This window comes from Bosea sp. ANAM02 (genome assembly GCF_011764485.1).
GTDB lineage: Bacteria > Pseudomonadota > Alphaproteobacteria > Rhizobiales > Beijerinckiaceae > Allobosea.
This window is the reverse complement of sequence record NZ_AP022848.1, coordinates 1,008,461-1,028,355: the sequence shown is the minus strand read 5'-3', so window position 1 is coordinate 1,028,355 and position 19,895 is coordinate 1,008,461. Positions and strand designations below refer to the sequence as shown.

11 protein-coding genes and 1 pseudogene are annotated in these 19,895 nt (G+C 65.3%); 6 read left to right on the top strand and 6 right to left on the bottom strand.

What is annotated here, in order from left to right; genetic code table 11:
- Positions 1–40: 40 nt before the first annotated feature.
- From ligD to OCUBac02_RS04965, 4 genes and pseudogenes are all read right to left on the bottom strand, one after another.
- On the bottom strand, positions 41–2,662 hold the full coding sequence (ligD, locus tag OCUBac02_RS04980) for a DNA ligase D (RefSeq protein ID WP_173043862.1): 2,622 nt from the start codon (positions 2,660–2,662) through the stop codon (positions 41–43).
- Between the two features lie 28 nt (positions 2,663–2,690).
- Positions 2,691–2,909 (bottom strand): annotated as a pseudogene (locus OCUBac02_RS04975) (SDR family oxidoreductase); the annotation flags it as partial.
- A 26-nt stretch (positions 2,910–2,935) separates the two neighbouring features.
- A complete protein-coding gene (locus OCUBac02_RS27600) occupies positions 2,936–3,250 on the bottom strand; it encodes an acyl carrier protein (protein ID WP_047578576.1) in 315 nt (104 codons plus the stop codon).
- Between the two features lie 11 nt (positions 3,251–3,261).
- The gene (locus OCUBac02_RS04965; protein ID WP_173043858.1) at positions 3,262–3,471 is read right to left on the bottom strand and encodes a hypothetical protein; all 210 of its coding nucleotides are present in this window, start codon (positions 3,469–3,471) and stop codon (positions 3,262–3,264) included.
- Positions 3,472–3,881: 410 nt separating this feature from the next.
- Between OCUBac02_RS04965 and OCUBac02_RS04960 the strand changes: the two genes are divergently transcribed.
- Complete coding sequence (locus tag OCUBac02_RS04960; RefSeq protein ID WP_173043856.1) at positions 3,882–6,374, top strand: glycogen/starch/alpha-glucan phosphorylase; 2,493 nt, start codon at positions 3,882–3,884, stop codon at positions 6,372–6,374.
- A 13-nt stretch (positions 6,375–6,387) separates the two neighbouring features.
- Positions 6,388–8,343 (top strand): glycogen debranching protein GlgX, encoded by a 1,956-nt coding sequence (gene glgX / locus OCUBac02_RS04955; protein WP_173043854.1) that lies wholly within the window; start codon positions 6,388–6,390, stop codon positions 8,341–8,343.
- Here the strand turns inward: glgX (OCUBac02_RS04955) and glgX (OCUBac02_RS04950) are convergent, their stop codons facing one another.
- Positions 8,344–10,416 carry a glycogen debranching protein GlgX gene (gene glgX / locus OCUBac02_RS04950; protein ID WP_173043852.1) on the bottom strand — a complete coding sequence of 691 codons (2,073 nt, stop codon included), beginning with the start codon at positions 10,414–10,416 and terminating at the stop codon, positions 8,344–8,346.
- Here glgX (OCUBac02_RS04950) and glgA point away from each other — a divergent pair.
- Positions 10,397–12,169 (top strand): glycogen synthase GlgA, encoded by a 1,773-nt coding sequence (glgA, locus tag OCUBac02_RS04945; RefSeq protein ID WP_244639100.1) that lies wholly within the window; start codon positions 10,397–10,399, stop codon positions 12,167–12,169. The two genes, glgX (OCUBac02_RS04950) and glgA, sit on opposite strands and share 20 nt — an antisense overlap.
- Before the next feature lie 65 nt (positions 12,170–12,234).
- Here glgA and OCUBac02_RS04940 read toward each other — a convergent pair whose 3' ends face one another.
- Positions 12,235–12,498: a DUF2934 domain-containing protein gene (locus OCUBac02_RS04940; RefSeq protein ID WP_173043850.1), complete on the bottom strand. Its 264-nt coding sequence runs from the start codon at positions 12,496–12,498 to the stop codon at positions 12,235–12,237.
- A gap of 187 nt (positions 12,499–12,685) precedes the next feature.
- On the opposite strand from OCUBac02_RS04940, the gene glgB reads away from it, so the two are divergent.
- From glgB to treY, 3 genes are all read left to right on the top strand, one after another.
- Positions 12,686–14,896 (top strand): 1,4-alpha-glucan branching protein GlgB, encoded by a 2,211-nt coding sequence (gene glgB, locus OCUBac02_RS04935; protein ID WP_173043848.1) that lies wholly within the window; start codon positions 12,686–12,688, stop codon positions 14,894–14,896.
- Positions 14,893–16,935 (top strand): 4-alpha-glucanotransferase, encoded by a 2,043-nt coding sequence (gene malQ / locus OCUBac02_RS04930; protein WP_173043846.1) that lies wholly within the window; start codon positions 14,893–14,895, stop codon positions 16,933–16,935. Before glgB ends, malQ begins: the two co-directional genes overlap by 4 nt.
- A gap of 339 nt (positions 16,936–17,274) precedes the next feature.
- Positions 17,275–19,887 (top strand): malto-oligosyltrehalose synthase, encoded by a 2,613-nt coding sequence (treY, locus tag OCUBac02_RS04925; protein ID WP_173043843.1) that lies wholly within the window; start codon positions 17,275–17,277, stop codon positions 19,885–19,887.
- The last annotated feature ends 8 nt before the right edge of the window (positions 19,888–19,895 follow it).

Sequence of the window (19,895 nt, the reverse complement as noted above, 5' to 3'; positions counted from 1 at the left end):
GCATCGGCTGCCGATCCGTTCCGACACAGCGGGGCGTCAATCAGGAGCGGCCGAGCTTTTTGATCGCATCCGCCAAAGGCCGCTCGGCTTCCTCATAATCCGCCCAGGCCTTGTTTCCCCCTAGCAGCTTCGGAACCGTGCGGATGGTGTAGCGGGCGGGATCGAGCCCAGATTTCACCTGCGGCCAGGTCAGCGGCATCGAGGCGTGCGCTCCCGGTCGGGCGCGGGGCGACAAGGGCGCAACAGCCGTCGCCATGCGGTCGTTGCGGAGATAGTCGAGGAATATGCGCCCTTTGCGAAGGCGCTTGGCCATGTTGACGACATAGCGTTCCGGCTCGTCCGCGGCGATATCCGCACAGAGACGGCGCGCGAAGTCCTTAGCTGCCGGCCAGTCCGGGCCGCCGCGGCGAGGCTTCGCCAGCGGGGTCACGACATGCAGTCCCTTGCCGCCGGTGGTCTTGCAGAAGCTGACGAGGCCCAGAGCATCAAGCCGCTCCTTCATCGTCTTGGCTGCCGCGATCACGGCGTCGAAAGGAACGGCCGGTCCCGGATCGAGGTCGAAGACCAACCGCCCCGGAACCTCCGGCTCGCCCGGCCGGCAATTCCAGGGATGTAGCTCGATTCCGCCGATCTGGGCGGTTGCGATCAGCGCCTCGATCCGGTCGATCTGGAGATAGGATTTCCTGTCACCGGAAATCTTCACCAGCTCGAACAGGCTGGAAGTGCCGAGGCCGGCATGGCGCTGGAAGAAGACCTCGCCCTCGATCCCGTCGGGTGCCCGCAATAGCGAACAGGGCCGGCCCTGGATATGCGGTAGCAGCCAGGGCCCGACGGCTTCGAAATAGCGGGCGACGTCGAGCTTCGTGACGGGCTTGCCATCCTCGGCATCGGGCCAGAGCGGCTTGTCGGGCTTGGACAGGGGCACGCCCAGGATATCGATCCGTCCGCCACGTCCCGGCGCGGGCTTGGGCGGTTCTGCTTTCTCCGGTGGCGCAGGCAAATCGGTCTCGACCTCCGCCGCCGGCTTGTCCTCCCGCAAGCCTTTGAAGGCGGCCTGCCGAACCATGCCGTCGCCGGTCCAGCCCGCAAATTCGATCTCGGCGACGAGGACGGGCTCGACCCAATGCACCCCCGAAGCTCGCCGGGGCGCGCCCTTGCCGGTGAACGGGGAGGTCTTGGCCTCGCGTTCTTTCAGGTGCGGCAGCAGCTTCTCGACCGTGGCCGCGCCATAGCCCGTGCCGACCCGGCCGATATAGATGAAATGCGGACCGCGATGGACGCCGACGAGCAGCGAGCGGAATTTACCGGCCGTGGTCGCCCAGCCGCCGATGACGACCTCATGGCCGGCGCGGCATTTGGCTTTCGTCCAGCTATCGTTGCGACCCGAAGTGTAGGGCGCATCGCCTCGCTTTGAGACGATGCCCTCCAGAGACAAGCGGCACGCGGATTTCAACACGGCATCGCCGCCGGTCTCGAAATGCTCGACATAGCGCAGCGTAGCGCCATCGGCCGCGTCGTCCAGCAGTGCCTCCAGCCTTGGCTTGCGGGCGAGAAGAGGTCTCTCGCGCCAGTCCTCACCGTCGAGGAACAGCAAATCGAAGGCGAAGAAGACGAGGTTTTCGGTCTGCTCCTCGGATAGCGCCGCCTGCAAAGCGGCGAAATCCGGCGCGCCATGATCGTCGAGCGCGACGATCTCGCCGTCGATGACGCAGTCCGGCAGGCCCTTGAACGCCTTGGCCACGGCCCCGAACCTCCTCGTCCAGTCGAGCCCCTTGCGAGTCTTCAATGTGACCTTGCCGGCAGCAACACGCGCCTGGATGCGATAGCCGTCGAATTTGATCTCATGGACCCAGCCGCTGCCCGCCGGCGGCCGCTCGACGCTCCGGCAGAGCTGAGGCGCGATGAAATTCGGCAGGTCGGCAGCTGTAGCGCGGCGCGCTTTCGGGGCTCGACCTGCAGCCTTGGGTTGTGCCGGCTTACCTGCGCGCGCCTGCGCCGCCAGACCCTGCTTGCTATCCCAGACGGCATCGGCATCGACGGCTTGCCCGGCCATCAGAAAAGGCTTGGGCGATCGGCCGCGCCCGGCCGCGATCGCCTTCATCGTCCGACCCGAGGCCACCGAGGCATCGGCTTTCAGGACCGCATCGCCATCGGAATCCACCGCATGGTCGTCGCGATGCTTGATCAGGAGCCAGTTAGTGCGCTTGCCGCCGTCGCGGTCATGCTTCATGCGCACCAAGACGAAGCTGCCCTGCAACCGCTTGCCATCGAGCGTGAACTTGAGGTCGCCCTTTTCGAGTTGTCGCTGCGGACTGAGCTTGCCCTCCGCCTCCCAGTAGCCACGATCCCAGAGCTGGACGGTGCCACCGCCATATTGCCCCTTCGGGATCGTCCCCTCGAAATCGCCATAGGCCAGCGGGTGATCTTCGACCTCGACGGCGAGGCGCTTGTCGCCGGGGTCGAGCGACGGCCCCCTGGTCACGGCCCAGGATTTGAAGACGCCATCCAGCTCCAGGCGCAGGTCGTAATGCAGCCGCGTTGCGTCATGCTTCTGGATGACGAAGCGCAGCCGGTTTGAAGGAGCCACCGCGATCGCGTCGCTCGGCTCCTTGGTCTTCCTGAAATCGCGCTTGGCGCGATAGGCTTGCAGCTTTTCGGCCAAAGGCCTGCCCTCGTCTTTTCCGTGGACCTCAGATGATCGGCCGGCCGCCGGTCACGGCGACGGTCGCGCCCGAGACATAGCTAGAAAGCGGATCAGCCAGCATGACATAGGCCGTCGCGAGTTCGGCTGGCTGGCCGGGACGCTGCATCGGGACCTGCTTGCCGAATTGGCTGACGCTCTCCGGCGGCAAGGTCGACGGAATGAGCGGCGTCCAGATCGGCCCGGGGGCGACCGCATTGGCGCGGATAGCCGAACCAACATTCAGGCCACCCTCTATCCTGGAGGTTTCCCGAAGCCGCCTCCCTGCGACGGTTCCGACGCTGACTTCGCCGCAATGCGCCCCACGATCAGATCGACGAGTTGCCTGACGCTGCGGCAGGCTTCCATCTCGTCATCCGGAACCATGTCGCAATCGAACTCGCGCTCGACCGCATTCCCGATCAAGGTGAGGTCGTCCAGCGACAGCCCGAGATCAGCTTCCAGCGACGCTCCGGGATCGAGCCGTTGGGGATGAACGAGACCTTCGGTCGCAATGATCTCGACGAGGCGTTTGACGAGAACCGCTTCGTCCGCGTTGAGATCGCCCATCTCAGCCTCGGCTAGTGCAACGCGTCGGCATTGGATTGCTCCCACACCAGGATGGCTTCGACCAAAGCGGCAAGCTCCATCGCTTCGGCGGTGCCTTCCGGGTAATCGGACAACTGGCACGCCCGCGCCGCCGCCACGTATTGCTCACGATCTTCGATTGCGACTGGGCGACCGCGCCGGGCGCTCCGCTTGCCTCCTGCGATAATCGGCTCGATCGTCATGACGGGACCTCCTCAGTGCACCCCGGCGCAACCGGCTTCGAGGCGGCATGGTTCCGCCATCCTCGCGGCAAGCGTCGGCTTCGCAATATTCAGCTCGCTGGCGGCTTCCCGCCATTCCGGACCGCGCGCTCGGCCTCAGGCGTGAGTTGAACTCCGGTGCCCTCGCGCCGGGCGAGCCGCTGGGTTGCCTCCATCGTCTCACCGATGTCACTCATGGGTCGCACCGGTTAAGTCCGGAATGGCCCAATTCGTTCCCATCCGAAGGACAGGCAGCGTTTGAGCTATTTCAGAGGTTTCCGGATCCCGACAGGTGGGAACGCCGGACTATTCCGCATGTTCCCTGGTCCCCGTGCATTCCGGGCGTGTCAGGCCAAGCCTTGATGTGGCCACCGCATTACGAGATCGTGCCCATGCGGATTCCAGCCTGGGACTTTCCTTTGTCAGCTCTTTCTCGCGAGACCTCTGTTCATTACGAGCCCGACGAGCAGGTCGAGCGCATCAAGGCGGAGGTGGTGCGCAAGCTCTCCTATTCGCTCGGGAAAAGCCCGGCGGTCGCGCAGCCCCATGACTGGCTGACGGCGGCGATCCTCGCGGCTCGCGATCACGTCATCGATGTCTGGCAGAAGTCGACCCGGGAGAGCTATGCCACCGGCAGGAAGCGCGTCTATTACCTCTCCCTGGAGTTTTTGATCGGGCGCTCGCTCGCCGACACGCTGAACAATCTCGGCCTTACCGGTTCCATGGCGCAGGCACTGCGCGAGCTCGATGTCGACTTGGCCGGGATCGAGAATCTCGAGCCTGACGCCGCCCTCGGCAACGGCGGCCTGGGCCGCCTCGCCGCCTGCTACATGGAAGCCATGGCCTCGACCGGCGTGCCGGCTCTCGGCTACGGCATCCGCTACGATCACGGTCTGTTCAAGCAGCGCATCGACGGCGGCCGTCAGATCGAAGTGCCGGAGGATTGGCTGTCCTTCCGCAATCCCTGGGAGTTCGAACGACGCGAGAGCGCCTACAAGATCGGCTTTGGCGGCACCGTGGCTGCGGGCGGGAAGCCCGGGCAGGTGTTTTGGGCACCGGAGGAGACCATCTTCGCTGTCGCCTATGATACGCCCGTCGTCGGCTGGCAGGGGCGCGCCGCCAACACCTTGCGGCTCTGGCGCGCAAGGGCGATGCATCCCCTATCGCTGGATGCCTTCAATCAGGGCGATCTAGTCGGGGCTGTCGCCGAGCGCAACCGCGCCGAAGCGATATCGAAGGTGCTCTATCCCAACGACTCGACCCCGGTCGGGCAGGAATTGCGCCTGCGGCAGGAGTTCTTCTTCACCTCCGCCTCGCTTCAGGATCTTGTCCGGCGCCACCATCGCCAGTTCGGCACGCTGAACAACCTCGCCGAGAAGGCCGCGATCCAACTCAACGACACCCATCCCTCGCTTGCGGTCGCAGAGCTCATGCGGTTGCTGATCGACGAGCATGAGGTCGAATGGGAGCGAGCCTGGGAGATCACGACGGCAACGATCTCCTACACCAATCACACGCTCCTGCCGGAAGCGCTGGAAACCTGGCCGGTCGCGCTGATGGAGCGGCTCCTGCCGCGCCATATGCAGATCATCTTCGGCATCAATGCCCGCTTCCTCGACGGCGTCCGCCGCGACGCGCCCGATGCCGACCTCTCCGCGCTTTCACTGATCGACGAATATCACGGGCGACGGGTCCGGATGGCGCATCTCGCCTTCGTCGGCTCGCACAAGGTCAATGGCGTCTCCGCCCTGCATTCGAACCTGATGAAGGAGACGGTGTTCGCGCCACTGCACCATGTCTTCCCGGACCGGATCACGAACGTCACCAACGGCATCACGCCGCGCCGCTGGCTTTTCAACGCCAATCCCGGCCTGACGAACCTCCTCAAGGAAACCTGCGGGGACAAGGTCGCGGACGATATCGGGCTGATTCGCCAGTTCGGAAAACACGCCGACGACGCCGCGGTGCACGACCGGCTGGCCGCGATCCGGCGCGAGAACAAGCTCAGGCTCGCGACGATCATCCGGCAGGATTGCGGCGTCACCGTCGACCCCGCCGCGCTCTTCGACGTGCAGATCAAGCGCATCCACGAATACAAGCGCCAGCTGCTCAACATCCTTGAGACGATCGCGCTCTACGACGCCATTCGGTCCGAGCCCTATCGCGACTGGGCCCCGCGCGTGAAAATCTTCGCCGGCAAGGCCGCCTCGAATTACGCCACCGCCAAATCTGTCATCAATCTCATCAATGACGTCGCCGCGGTTGTGAACAACGACATCACGACGCGAGACCGGCTCAAGGTGGTGTTCCTGCCGAACTACAATGTCAGCCTCGCCGAGACCATCATACCGGCCGCCGACCTGTCGGAGCAGATCTCGACGGCCGGCATGGAGGCGTCCGGCACCGGCAATATGAAATTCGCGCTGAATGGAGCCATCACCATCGGCACGCTCGACGGCGCCAATATCGAGATCGGCGAGCGTGTCGGGGCAGACAACATCGCGATCTTCGGCATGACGGCAGAAGAGGTCGAGGCGGCGCGACGCGATCCTCGCCCGAGCGCCGACATCATCCATGCCTCGGCTCATCTCGAAGGCGTGCTCGATGCGGTCGCCGGCGGCGCCTACTCCCCCCGCGATCGCGACCGCTATGCCGGGCTCGTGGAAGGTATCCTCGCCAATGACTGGTTCATGGTGCTCAACGATTTCGAGAGCTACCGCCTCACCCAGCGGCGGATCGATAGCCTGTGGGCGGATCAGGCGCGGCGGTGGCGCATGTCGGTGAACAATACGGCGCATTGCGCCTGGTTCAGCGCCGACCGCGCCATCCGCGAATATGCGCAGCGTATCTGGAATCTGCCCGCCGCGGCACCGGGAGAAGGTTGAGACGTTGGCTCCGATGCAGCGGATCATTCCCTGCGCGCGCCCGCTAATCATCGGTGCGTCCCTTGTGGAGGACGGAGTCCGCTTCGCAGTCTTCTCGCGCCACGGCACCCGCGTCTTCGCCTGCATTTTCGACGAGGCCGGCGAGACGGAGCTGGCATCGCTGCCGCTGCCCTGCCGTGATGGCGACATCCATTACGGCTTGCTGGAGGGTGCCGGCGCGGGGATGCGCTACGGCCTGCGCGTCGAGGGGCCATGGCAGCCCGAGCGAGGCCATCGGTTCGACCCGACGAAGCTGCTCGTCGACCCCTATGCGACGCTGATCGATCGCCCCTTCCGCTGGGATCCAGCGCTCGCCCGCCATGGCGCGGAAACAGCAGCGCTCGTGCCGCGCTGCATCGTGCAGCCCCTCCCCGTCCCCGGCGAGGTCCGGGCTTCCGAACCGACGCCGCCGACCTTCCTCTACGAGCTCGGCGTCCGATCCTTCAGCATGCGCCACCCGGCCGTCCCGCCGCCTTTGCGGGGAACACTTGTCGCCCTGCGTGAACCATCCGTCATCGCCCATCTGCAGAAGCTCGGCGTCAGCCATGTCGAGCTGATGCCGGTCGCCGCCTGGATGGACGAGCGCCACTTGCCGCCGCTCGGGCTCGCCAATGCCTGGGGCTACAATCCCGTTAACTTCTTCGCGCTCGACCCACGGCTCGCGCCCGGCGGGCCGGTCGATCTTGCAGCACTCTGCGCCACCTATGCCAAGGCCGGCATCGGCGTGATCCTCGATATCGTGCTGAACCACACAGCCGAAAGCGATGAATTCGGCGGCACAGTCAGCCTGCGCGGCCTCGACAATGCCGTCTATTACCGCCATGCCGCCGACGATCCCGCCCGCCTCGTCAACGATACCGGCTGCGGCCACACGCTCGCGCTCGATCGCGCTCCGGTGCTGCGTCTGGCGATGGACGCGATGCGGCACTGGCTGCGCCTCGGCATCGCCGGGTTCCGCTTCGATCTCGGCACGGTGATGGGTCGGACCGAGGCGGGGTTTACGCAGGATGCACCGCTTTTCGGCACCATCCTGCAGGATCCGGAGCTCTCGCGAGCCATCCTGATCGCGGAGCCCTGGGATATCGGCCCCGGCGGATATCGCCTCGGCGAATTCCCCGCTCCTTTCGCCGAGTGGAACGGGCGTTATCGCGACGATGTCCGCCGCTTCTGGCGCGGCGATGCCGGGGGGACCGGCGCGCTGGCGACGCGGCTGGCCGGCTCGTCGGACCTCTTCGCCAACAAACATCGCAGCCCGCAAGCCAGCATCAATTTCATCGCCGCCCATGACGGCTTCACGCTGCGCGACCTCGTCTCCTACGAACGCAAGCACAACGAGGCCAATGGCGAGGGGAACCGCGACGGCGACGATGACAGCCATAGCTGGAACTGCGGCATCGAAGGCCCGACGCGCGACGCATCGATCGAAGCCGCGCGCGGTCGCGACGTCCGAGCGCTACTCGCGACGCTCTTCCTGTCACGCGGTATTCCGATGTTGACGGCGGGCGACGAGTTCGGGCGGAGCCAGCACGGCAACAACAATGCCTACGCACAGGACAATCCGACCTCTTGGCTGGACTGGGAGCGGGCAGACGATGAACTGACCGCCCTGGTCGCCGCGCTCGCCGCACTGCGCCGCCGGCACCCGCTTCTAGCCGCCGATATCTTTCTAACCGGCACGGGAGAGCCGCCGGATGCGCGCTGGCTGAAAGCCGACGCGACAGCGATCGCCGATCAGGACTGGGCCGGTCTCGATGCCTTCTGCTTGCTGCTGCACGGCGCAACCGAGAGCCTGCTGATCGCGCTCAACCGTAGTATGCATGCGGCCGCGATCACGCTTCCCGCCGGCCGATGGGAGCAGATATTCACCTCCGACGGCCGAATGGAGGGTATGCTGCCCGCCCGCAGCGTTGCGCTGTGGCGGAAGGTCTGATCACATCAGCACGATCAAGGACCGCGGCGAAAGTGAGATTTCCTGGTCCGCCTTCAGTCCCTTGCGGCCCTCGTCCGAATTCGGGCCGGTCTCCGTATCCAGCACGACCGACCACGAACCGGACTTCACCCGCGGCGGTATCTTGAACACGACCTCGCCGTCAAAGGCGTTGAACAGGATCAGGGCCTCGTCGCCGCCGGCCTCGACATCCGGCATATGCATCAGCAGGCCGATCGCGAGCACGCCGGGATCGTCCCAGTGCTCTTCCTGCTGGTCGCCTCCAGACGGGTTGACCCAGCGCAGCAGGCAGCCGTCGCGGAAGGACGCCCGCCTGAAAATCGGGTGCTCGTTGCGCAAGGCGATGACGCGCCGGACGAAGCCGGCGAGCGCCTCGTCGCGCCGCGTGATCTCGTCCCAGCGCATCCAGGCAGTCTCGTTGTCCTGGGCGTAGACATTGTTGTTGCCGCGGTTGGAATGACCGTGCTCGTCGCCGGCAAGCAGCATCGGCGTGCCATGGGACAAGAGCAGCGTCGCCAGCAGATTGCGCTTCTGACGCTGACGCACCGCAAGGATGCCTTCGTCCTCGGTCGGCCCCTCGGCGCCGTGGTTGAAGGACAGGTTATGGCCGTGGCCATCCTTGTTATCCTCGCCGTTCGCCTCGTTGTGCTTGTCGTTGTAGGAGACGAGGTCCGCCAGGGTGAAGCCGTCATGGGCGGTGATGAAGTTCACGCTGGCCCAGGGCCGACGGCCACGTTGGTCGTAGACATCCCCTGATCCGGTGATGCGCGCCGCGAGGTCGCGGATGATCCCCTCCTCACCCTTCCAATAGGCACGGATCGTATCGCGGTACTTGTCGTTCCACTCGGCCCAGCCTGGCGGGAAGCCGCCGACCTGATAGCCGCCCGGACCGATGTCCCAGGGCTCGCCCACAAGCTTGACCTTGCGCAGGACGGGGTCCTGCCCCATCGCGTCGAAGAAGCCGCCACGCGGATCGAAACCGTGCGGCTCGCGCCCGAGGATAGTACCGAGATCGAAGCGGAAGCCATCCACCTCCATCACCTCGACCCAGTAGCGCAGCGAATCCATCACCATCTGCAGCACGCGCGGATGTGATGTGTTCACGGTATTCCCGGTGCCGGTGTCGTTGATGTAATAGCGCGGCTCGCCCGACATCGTCCGGTAATAGGAGAAGTTGTCGATCCCCTTGAACGACAGTGTCGGGCCAAGCTCGTTGCCCTCGGCCGTGTGGTTGTAGACGACGTCCAGGACGACCTCGAGCCCGGCGTCATGGAAGCGGCGGACCATGTCCCGGAAGGAGGAGAGGCCCGCCCTGCCGAGATAACGTTGCATCGGCGCGAAAAAGCCGATTGTGTTGTAGCCCCAATAGTTGGAGAGGCCCTTGGCGACGAGGTGATGATCGTCGAGATAGGCATGCACTGGCAGGAGCTCGACGGTGCTGACTCCAAGGCTCTTGATGTAGTCGATCACGGCCGGCTCGGCGAGGCCGTCGAAGGTGCCGCGGCGGGCTTCGGGCACAGCTGGGTGCAGCTGCGTGAAGCCGCGCACATGCGTTTCGTAGAAGATGGCCCGGTCCCAGCCGGTACCGGGCGCGCCGGGACGTTGCGGATCGGCTTGCCAGTCCACAACAACGCATTTCGGCATATAGGAGGCGCTGTCGAGTTCGCTGAAGCTGAGATCGCGGTCTTCTCCAGCACCAATCTCATAGCCGTAATGCGCATCGTTCCAGTCGACCGCTCCTGAAAACTCCCGCGCATACGGATCCAGCAGAAGCTTGTTCGGGTTGAAGCGATGCCCCTCCTCCGGGGCGAAACGGCCATGGACGCGATAGCCGTAGCGCTGCCCCGGCCCCGCGCCCGGCAGGTAGCCGTGGAATATCTCGTCCGTGTATTCCGGCAAAGTGATGCGCGCAGTTTCGTTCGCTCCGCTCTCGTCGAACAAACACAACTCGACGCGCTCGGCATGGGCCGAGAACAGAGCGAAGTTGGTTCCCTCGCCATCGAACACGGCGCCGAGTTCGGAAGCCCGGCCGGCCTTGATCTCAAAACCCGCCATGTCTTGCTCCCGTCATGTCACAGCACCTTCGTGCCCAGCGTTTAGAAAGGGTTATCGCCGCTACGAGGCTGTCTCGCTTCCGTCGCGATGGCAGCAACGTGCTGCAGCAACAGCAGTTCCGGATCGCTGGCCCCGATCTTGCCTGAAATATTTCGCTGCGAGGCAGGAACTCGGGGATCGGCGGACCTGTTGTGCTTGGCGGGATGCCGAGGGCGTGACGATGACAGATGTTTTGAAGCTGGCCGAAATCGCAGGCGCCCCCGCTACGTCAGGCCACGCTTTGCATTATGCCCCCGCCGTCAAGGACGACATCGCCGACCAGCCATCACCGATCGCCGCGACCACAAAACTGCTGTTCGTGACGTCCGAGATGGGCGACTTCATCAAGGCCGGCGGCCTTGGCGAGGTCTCGACGGCGCTGCCCCGCCAACTCCGGAAGTTCTGCGAGGTACGCGTCCTGCTGCCCGGCTTTCGCCAGGTCCGCAAGGCCAAACCCGCCATGGACGTCGTCCGGCAGATGCCGCGCGTCGCCAGCCTGCCGCCATGGTCGCTCGGCCGTTTCACCATGAGCGACGGCCTGATCGTATACACCGTACTTTGCGACGAGCTCTATGATCGCGAGGGCTCGCCCTATGGGCCCTTCGGCGGAGGCGATTTCGGTGACAACGATATCCGCTTCGGGCGGCTCTCGCTCGCGGCCGCAGAGATCGCCGCCGGCGAGGCTGACCCTAACTGGAAGCCGGACGTCGTCCATGTCAACGACTGGCCGTCTGCTCTTGCGCCCGGCTACATGCGCTGGAAGGGGCTGGAGACGCCCTCGATCCTGACGATCCACAATCTTGCTTATCAGGGCCTGTATCATCCGCAGCGCATGCGGCTGCTGGGCATTCCCGATCAGGCTTTCAACATCAACGGCTCGGAATTCCACGGCAAGATCTCGTTCCTGAAGAGCGGCATCTTCTATGGCTCGCATGTCACCACCGTGAGCGAGACCTATGCCAACGAGATCACCACGTCCGAGCACGGCTGCGGCCTCGATGGCCTCCTCAAGACGCGGATGGGGGAAGGCAGGTTGACCGGCATCGTCAACGGCATCGACGATAGCTGGAATGCCTTGATCGAAGGCGGCCCCTCCGGAGACCAGATCATCCGGCAATGGAAGCGGCGCAACGCCGCCGACATTCGCCGGACATTTGACCTGCCGGACTCGCGCGGCCCGCTCTTCTCGATCGTATCCCGTCTGGTCCATCAGAAGGGCATCGATCTGTCGCTGGAGGCTGCCGAGACGATTGTGGAGCAGGGCGGCCAGCTCGTTGTGACGGGGCGCGGCGAGCCGCGCATCGAGGAAGCCGTAGAGAAGCTCGCGCGCCGATATCCCCGCGCCGTTGCGGCGCGGATCGGCTTCGACGACGGCGAAGCCCGCCGTCTGTTCGCGGCCAGCGATTTCCTGCTGATGCCATCGCGCTTCGAGCCATGCGGGCTCAGCCAGATGTATGCGCAACGCTCCGGCGCGCTGCCGATCGCCTACCGGACCGGCGGGCTGGTCGATACGATCGAAGACGGATTGTCGGGCTTCCTGTTCTCCAGTCTCACAGGCGCCGGCTTGACCGGGGCCGTCGCCCGCGCGCTCGAAGCCTTCCGCTCGAAGCGCGCGTTCCGGCAGATGCGGGACCATGCCATGGCCAAGCGCTTCGACTGGCGCCGGCCCAGCTTCCGCTATGCGGATGTCTATGCACGCGCGCTCGCCGCCTGATCATGGTGAACAGGCCGAACAAGACGCACGCAGCATCTTCGGCAGGACAGCACTCAGGACAGCACTCAGCTCTTGGCCTTCGGGGCGGATTTCCGCGCGCCCGCATTCCCGGTCGCCGCCTTCTTGACCGGAATCGTCGCCTTCGGCTTGTCGTCCACGGTCGCCGAAACCTCGCCCTTGGCAGGCTTCGCTGCCTTGCCGGTTTCACCGGTGCTGGCCGTGACCCGCTCCTCGGCGAGGCGCCAGTGCTCGGCATCGCGGCCCTCGGGTTTACCCTCGGCTTCCCAGATCGCATAGGCGGTATCGCGGACGATCTGTTCCCGGCTCATCATCTATCTCCTGGCAATGCGGCTGAGGCGCGCTGGATGAACTGCATGCCGGACGGTTGGTTCCGGCAGATGGTTTTGCAGGGTCGCGATCGCGCGGAAGCGGAACGCGGACCCCCTCTGTTGCGTTGCATCATGGCCGCTTCCGCAGCTCGGGCGAAACGCCTCCAGTTCCCGGAATAGCCTACTTATGCGCCAGTCTGCATCTTCTCTGCCCGCCTTGGCCCAGCATGATTTGGTGTTGCTGGAGGAAGGGCGCCATCCCGACCCCTTCGCCGTTCTCGGCCGCCATGACTTCGCCGGTGGCAGCTTCGTGCGCGCCTTCCTGCCTGGCTGCAACTATGCCGAACTCGTCACCGGAGAGGGTGAGGAGCGCAACGCGGTGCCGATGATCACGCAAGGTGACGGCGTCTTCCAGGCGCCTGCGCCGGCCGATATCCCCTACCGCCTCCGCATCTCCTGGCCGGATGGCATCGTCGAGGCGGCTGACCCCTATGCCTTCGGCCTGTCGCTGTCCGAGGACGACATCTATCTCTTCGCCGAGGGGCGGCATTTCGACCTCGCGACGCGGCTCGGCGCCAATCCGCGCAGTTTCGATGGCATTGACGGCGTGCTTTTCGCCGTCTGGGCGCCCAATGCCTCCCAGGTGGCCGTTGTCGGCGATTTCAACGGCTGGGACGTCCGCCGCCATCCTATGCGCCGCCGGCTCGGACCGGGGATCTGGGAACTGTTCATTCCCGGCATCGGCCCGGGCGCCGTTTACAAATACGCGATCACCGGGTCGAACGGCAAAAAGCTCCCTTGGAAGGCCGACCCGCTTGGCCGCCGGCAGGAGGAACCGCCGCGCACCGGCTCGATCGTCGCCGCCGCGCCCGATTTCGAATGGGACGACGCCGGATGGCTGAAGAGACGCGAGCGGGCCAATCCGATGGCGGAGCCGCTGGCCATCTACGAGGTTCATGTCGGCTCATGGCTCAGAACGGAATGGGGCAGGATGGGCAGTTGGGACGAGGCCTGCGACAGGCTGATCCCCTATCTCGAATACATGGGCTTCAGCCATGTCGAGCTCCTGCCGATCACCGAGCATCCCTTCGGCGGCTCATGGGGCTATCAGCCACTCGGCCTCTTCGCTCCGACCGCAAGGCTCGGACCGCCCGAAGCCTTCGCCCGCTTCGTCGACCGCTGCCATGCCGCCGGCATCGGCGTGATCCTGGACTGGGTGCCGGCCCATTTCCCTTCGGACGAGCACGGCCTCGCCTGCTTCGACGGAACGGCTCTCTACGAGCATGAGGACCCTCGCCAAGGCTTCCATCGCGACTGGAACACGCTGATCTACAATGTCGGCCGGCGCGAGGTCCGCGGCTTCTTGATCGCATCGGCGCTGTGGTGGCTGGAGACTTTCCATCTCGATGGCCTGCGCGTCGATGCGGTCGCTTCCATGCTTTATCGAGACTACAGCCGCGAGCCTGGAGAATGGGTGCCGAACCATCTCGGCGGTCGCGAGAACCTAGAGGCGATCTCCTTCTTCCAGGAACTCAACACTTTGGTCGGCGCACGCGGGCGCGGCGCCATCACGATCGCAGAGGAATCGACGGCCTGGCCCGGCGTCACCGCGCCGGTCCATCACGGCGGACTCGGCTTCCATTTAAAATGGAACATGGGCTGGATGCACGACACCCTGCGCTATTTCGGGCGGGACCCGATCCATCGCGGCTATCACGGCGACGACGTCACCTTCGGATTGATCTACGCCTTCTCCGAGAACTTCGTCTTGCCGATCTCGCATGACGAAGTGGTCCACGGCAAAGGCTCGCTCATCTCCCGGATGCCCGGCGACGACTGGCAGCGTTTCGCCAACCTGCGGCTGTGCCTCTCCTTGATGTGGACCCATCCGGGCAAGAAGCTGCTCTTCATGGGCTGCGAATTCGGCCAGGAGGAAGAATGGAATGTCGATGCGCCCTTTCCCTGGCCTGCCGACGACGACGTTCGCCGACGCGGCACAATGCAGCTCGTGCGCGATCTCAATGCCGTCTATCGCGGACACCCCGCGCTTCACCGCCTCGACCATCAGGCAGAAGGTTTCGGCTGGGTGATCGCGGATGACCGGGCCAACGCCGTCTTCGCCTTCACGCGCTCGGCCGGCGACGGCAGGCCCCCCCTGCTGGTGATCGCGAATATGACGCCGGTGCCGCGCCACGACTATCGCATCGGCGTCGCAGCCGCGGGGCTTTGGGCCGAACGCCTCAACAGCGATGCGGAAATCTACGGAGGTTCCGGGCTCGGCAATGGCGGGCAGGCTGCTACGACGCCCCTCGCCTCCCACGGGCAGGCGCAATCGCTCTCGCTGACCCTTCCGCCGCTCGCGCTTCTGGTCCTCGAGCACGCGGGAGCGGGCGAATGACCGATGACATCCTGCGCCAGCTCGCTGCCCGCGCCGGCATCGCACCCGAATGGACCGATCAGACCGGCGCCTTGCGACAGGTCTCGCCGGACAGCCTACGCGCGATCCTGCTCGCGCTAGGCCTGCCCACCGACACCGCCGGAGCTCTGCGCAATTCGCTCGACGCCGTCGAGGCGCTTCCGCTATCGGGCTCCGCGCGTTTCCTAACCGCCCGCGTGGGGCATCCGATTGACCTGCCCGCGACCGGCAATGACGCCGGCGAATTCGAAGCCGAACTGGAGAACGGCACTCGCCGCATTCTCAAGGCAGAACGAGCGGGCGATCGCCTTGTTCTGCCGGCCTTTGACGAGCCCGGCTATCACACCCTCCATATCGGCGAAGAGGCGATCACGCTCGCGGTTGCCCCAGCACACTGCGTCAGGTTTTCCGATCTGTCCGGAGGTCGGCCGGGCTGGGGTCTGGCTGCGCAGATTTATTCGCTGCGCAGCGCCGATGACGGCGGCATCGGCAATTTCGCCGGCGTGGCTGCATTGGGCCGCGCCGCAGCGCGGCTCGGGGCCGACATCCTGGCGATCAGCCCGGTCCACGCGCTTTATGGCGCGCGCCCCGCCCAGTTCAGCCCTTACTCGCCTTCGACCCGGCTCTTTTACAACCCGCTGCACGCCAACCCCGCCGTGGCATTTTCGGACGCGATGCTTCGGAATATTGCTGCCCAGGCTGGCCTCGCCGAGGAGATGGAGCGGCTGGGAAGGCTCAGCCAGATCGACTGGCTGGCCGCGACACCGCTCCGGCAACGCTTCCTGCGTGTGCTCTTCGATCAGCTGGCCAAGGTCGAAGAGAGCCAAGCCGCCTTCGAACGCTATGCGGCGGAAGCGTCGCCCCTGCTGCGCTCCCACGCGATCTTCGAAGTCCTGCACGCGGCCGAGCTCGCGCGCGATCCCACCTTGCGCTCCTGGCGGGAATGGCAGCCCGGCTATCGCGATCCGGACAATCCGCAGGTGGCTGCTTTCTCCGAAGCGCATGCCGAGGACGTCCGCTACCAGCTCTTCCTGCAGTGGCTGACAAGCCTGTCCTATGGTGACGCGCAGCGCGTCTGCCGGGAGGCCGGCATGACCGTCGGCCTCATCGCTGATCTCGCCATAGGCATGGATGGTGCCGGCAGCCACGCCTGGAGCCGCCAGGATGAAATCCTGCACGGGCTGAGCATCGGAGCGCCGCCGGACTACTACGCCGCCGATGGCCAGAACTGGGCGCTGACCACCTTCTCGCCGCGCGGTCTCGCGGCCAGCGGCTATGCGCCCTTCATCGAGACCTTGCGGGCAAGCCTGCGTCATGTCGGCGGGATCCGGATCGACCACGTCATGGGGATGAGCCGGCTCTGGCTGATCCCGGAAGGCGCTGGCGCGCTCGACGGCGCCTATGTCAGCTTTCCCTCCGAGATGCTGTTCCGCCTGATCGCGCTCGAATCCTGGCGCCATCGCGCCATCGTCATCGGCGAAGATCTCGGCACCCTGCCCTATGGCTTCCGCGACTACCTGCGCGAGCAGGGCGTGGCGGGACTGCGCGTCCTGCGCTTCGAACGGACCCAGCATGGCTATGTCGGGCCATGGGATTGGGATCGCGATGCGGTGGCTCTGACCAGCACCCATGACCTCGTGCCGACTGCCGGCTGGTGGTCGGGTTCCGATCTCGACGCTCCGGGCCAGTCAGGCCAAGCCGAGAATGTCAGGGCCTGGGATCGTGGCGTGCTCTGGGGCGCATTCAGGGATGCCGGGCTGGCGGAAGGCGAGCGGCCGCCGCCGGAGGATACCGCCCCTGTCGTCGATGCAGCGATCCGCTATGTCGCGGCGACGCCCTGCACACTGAAAATCGTGCCGATCGAGGACGCCCTCGGCCTGCGCGTACAGCCCAATGTCCCCGGCACGACTGTCGAGAAGCCGAACTGGCGCCACCGTCTGGAAGGCAATGCCGCCAGGGTGCTCGATGGCGAGGGTCTCCGCGACCGATTGGCGCCGCTGGGAGACAACCGCTCAAATTGATCATTCAGGCGTGAGACGGCCTGACGACACCTGGCAGCCGCCGAGACAGATCCAGCGTTTCCGTAACGCAGCGGTAATGCTCGATAGCATCGCGCAAGGCAGCGCTCTCGATCCCGTCGGCGGAGCCGGGCGTGCAAGCCCCCAGCATCTTGAGGCGGGATTGCGCGCGCAGCATGTCGATCGGAGAACGGATGGGAGCAACTTGCATGGTTCACCTCCGGCGGCTGAACGCACCTCGATATGCCGGGTTCCGCGGAGCGGCTGCGATGTTCCGACGCACCCTTTTCTGAGCGCTAGGCGTGATCGCCAGGCTGCGAAACCCAATGCCTCGAAAGCGCGTTGGACTGGCGGCGGCTGCTCGGATCGGCCGGCGGAAACGGGGGTATCGTGACGCAGGCCTGTTGTGTGCTGGCGACCTATCGGCTGCAGTTCCACAAAGACTTTCCCTTCGCGCACGGCGCGGCGCTGGCCGGATACCTGCGTAGGCTTGGGATCAGCCATGTGTATGCTTCGCCGATCCTGGCCGCCCGCGCCGGCTCGCTGCATGGCTACGACGTCATCAGCTACGACGAGATCAACCCCGAGCTCGGTGGGATGGACGGGTTCCTGGCTATGGCCGAGGCGCTTCGCGCCGAAGGGATCGGCATCGTCCTCGACATCGTGCCGAACCATGTCGCCGTCGGCGGCGACGACAATGCGATGTGGCTCGACCTGCTCAAGAACGGGCGCGGCAGCCGCTATGCAGACTGGTTCGACATCGATTTCGATGATGCCGATCCGCTGCTCGAAGGACGGATCCATGCGCCTTTCCTCGGAGAGCCCCTCGAGGAGGCACTTGCCGCTGGCAAGATCGTGCTGGTGGAGGATCCCGAGCGGAGTGGTTTCGCCCTGCGCTATGGCGAGCATCTCTTTCCGATCCGGCCGGAGGATGACGCCGAGCTGCGCGATGCCTTCCCCGAGACGCTGCGCGCCCCTGAAGCCCTACGTGCTCTGATCGAACGACAGCATTTTCATCTGGACTACTGGCGCAATGCCGGCGACCGGCTCAACTGGCGCCGCTTCTTCGATATCACCCAGCTTGCCGGCATGCGGATGGAGCGACCGGACGCGTTCGAGGCGGCCCATCGCCTTGCCTTCTCGCTTTACGAAGGGGGCTGGATCGACGGCCTGCGTATCGATCATGTCGACGGCTTGGCCGATCCTGCCGGCTATTGCACGGCTCTGCGAGCCCGTCTCTCGGCGCTGGCACCGCGACGCCCGGACTGGGCTGCACCCGGCGCAGCCTGGATCGCAGTCGAGAAAATCCTGGCATCCGGCGAGGCCCTTCCATCGGACTGGCAGACCGATGGAACGACGGGCTACGACTTCATGGATCAGGCCAGCGCGGTTCTCCATGCAGCGGATGAAGAGAACAGGCTCGGCCGGTTCTGGTCAGAGCTCAGCGGCCGGCCCGCGAACTTCGACGACGAGGAAATCGCGGCACGCCGCGAGATGCTGGACCATGCTTTCGACGGGCAGCTCGAGGCGATCACGGGCCGCCTGATGATATTCTCCCAGGCTGCAGGCCGCGAAGCTGATATCCCCCGCGGAGCGATGAAGCGGGCCGTCGCGGCCATCACCTGCCACATGCGTTGCTATCGAACCTATCTGACCGGCGGCTGCGCCCCGGAAGATCCCGGTTCCGGCTTCACCGAGGCTGTGGCCGCCGCACGCGCGCAGCCACAGGCCGAGTTGCTCGCGATCGATTTCGTCGTCGCCGTTCTGACCGGAACGGAGACGGCACAAGAACCGCATGCCCGGCGAGCGGTGATCCGACGCTTTAACCAGCTGACCTCGCCGCTTGCCGCCCGCAGCGTCGAGGATACGGCTTTCTATCGCTATGGACGCCTGCTCTCCCGCAACGATGTTGGCTTCGATGCAGCGCGTTTCACCTTACCCATCGCGGAATTCCATCGGGCGATGGCCGAGCGGGCGCGTCTCCAGCCTGACGCCATGCTCACCCTGTCGACGCATGATCACAAGCGCGGCGCCGACGTCCGCGCCCGCCTCGCGACGATCAGCCGGGACCCGCAGTCCTGGATGGAGGAGGTGCAAGGCTGGTTTGCAATCAACGCGACGGTCCGACCGGACGGCTTGGACCGGGGTGACGAATACATGCTCTACCAGATGCTCATCGGCACGTGGCCGGCGAATGGGATCGCCGATGGCTACGCCGACCGTATCAGCGGGTGGTGGCGCAAGGCATTGCGCGAGGCAAAGCTCCGCACCGGCTGGGCCGCGCCCAATCAGGCCTATGAACAGCTCGCCGAGGATTTCCTGCGTGCCCTCCTCGACGCGCGCGGCAACAGGGGCTTCCACGATGCGCTCGAGTCATATCTTGCGCAGATCGGACCGGCCGGTGCTTTCAACAGTCTGGCGCAGACTGTGCTCCAGTGCACCGCTCCCGGCATCCCGGATATCTATCAGGGCGGCGAGTTCTGGGACCTGAGCATGGTGGATCCGGACAACCGACGCCCTGTGGATTTTGCAGCGCGCGAGACAGCACTGCTGCAAGGCATCGATGAAGATCGCCTCCGCGCCGCCTGGAAAGACGGACGGATCAAGCAATTTCTTCTGCAGCGGCTCCTGACGGTGCGGCGGCGCCATCCCGCATTGTTCAAGTGCAGCGGGTATCACCCTCTTTCCGTGAGAGGGCCACGGGCCGGCGACGCGATCGCATTCTGCCGCGAAACAGAGGAAGCGGTGCTCGCGGTCGTCTTGCCGATCGGCTGCGCAGCAGCGGATGTCGATGACGCGCTGTCTCTGCGCCAAGAGATGTGGGGCGATACTGGCGTCACATTGCCGGCAATGGCCTCGGACTGGGAGCCGCTACTCGGGCCACCGGCTTCGGAGAGACAGGTGAAGCTCGCAGATCGGGGGCTCGGCTGCCGCGTGCTGCTGGGCCACCGCTGATCAGGAAC

What these genes read in the sequence shown, in the direction of transcription:
- OCUBac02_RS27600 (WP_047578576.1), bottom strand. Translation starts at nt 3,250, where the DNA reads ATGGGCGATCTCAACGCGGACGAAGCGGTTCTCGTCAAACGCCTCGTC.
- OCUBac02_RS04965 (WP_173043858.1), bottom strand. Translation starts at nt 3,471, where the DNA reads ATGACGATCGAGCCGATTATCGCAGGAGGCAAGCGGAGCGCCCGGCGC.
- OCUBac02_RS04960 (WP_173043856.1), top strand. Translation starts at nt 3,882, where the DNA reads ATGCGGATTCCAGCCTGGGACTTTCCTTTGTCAGCTCTTTCTCGCGAG.
- glgX (WP_173043854.1), top strand. Translation starts at nt 6,388, where the DNA reads ATGCAGCGGATCATTCCCTGCGCGCGCCCGCTAATCATCGGTGCGTCC.
- glgX (WP_173043852.1), bottom strand. Translation starts at nt 10,416, where the DNA reads ATGGCGGGTTTTGAGATCAAGGCCGGCCGGGCTTCCGAACTCGGCGCC.
- OCUBac02_RS04940 (WP_173043850.1), bottom strand. Translation starts at nt 12,498, where the DNA reads ATGAGCCGGGAACAGATCGTCCGCGATACCGCCTATGCGATCTGGGAA.
- glgB (WP_173043848.1), top strand. Translation starts at nt 12,686, where the DNA reads ATGCGCCAGTCTGCATCTTCTCTGCCCGCCTTGGCCCAGCATGATTTG.
- malQ (WP_173043846.1), top strand. Translation starts at nt 14,893, where the DNA reads ATGACCGATGACATCCTGCGCCAGCTCGCTGCCCGCGCCGGCATCGCA.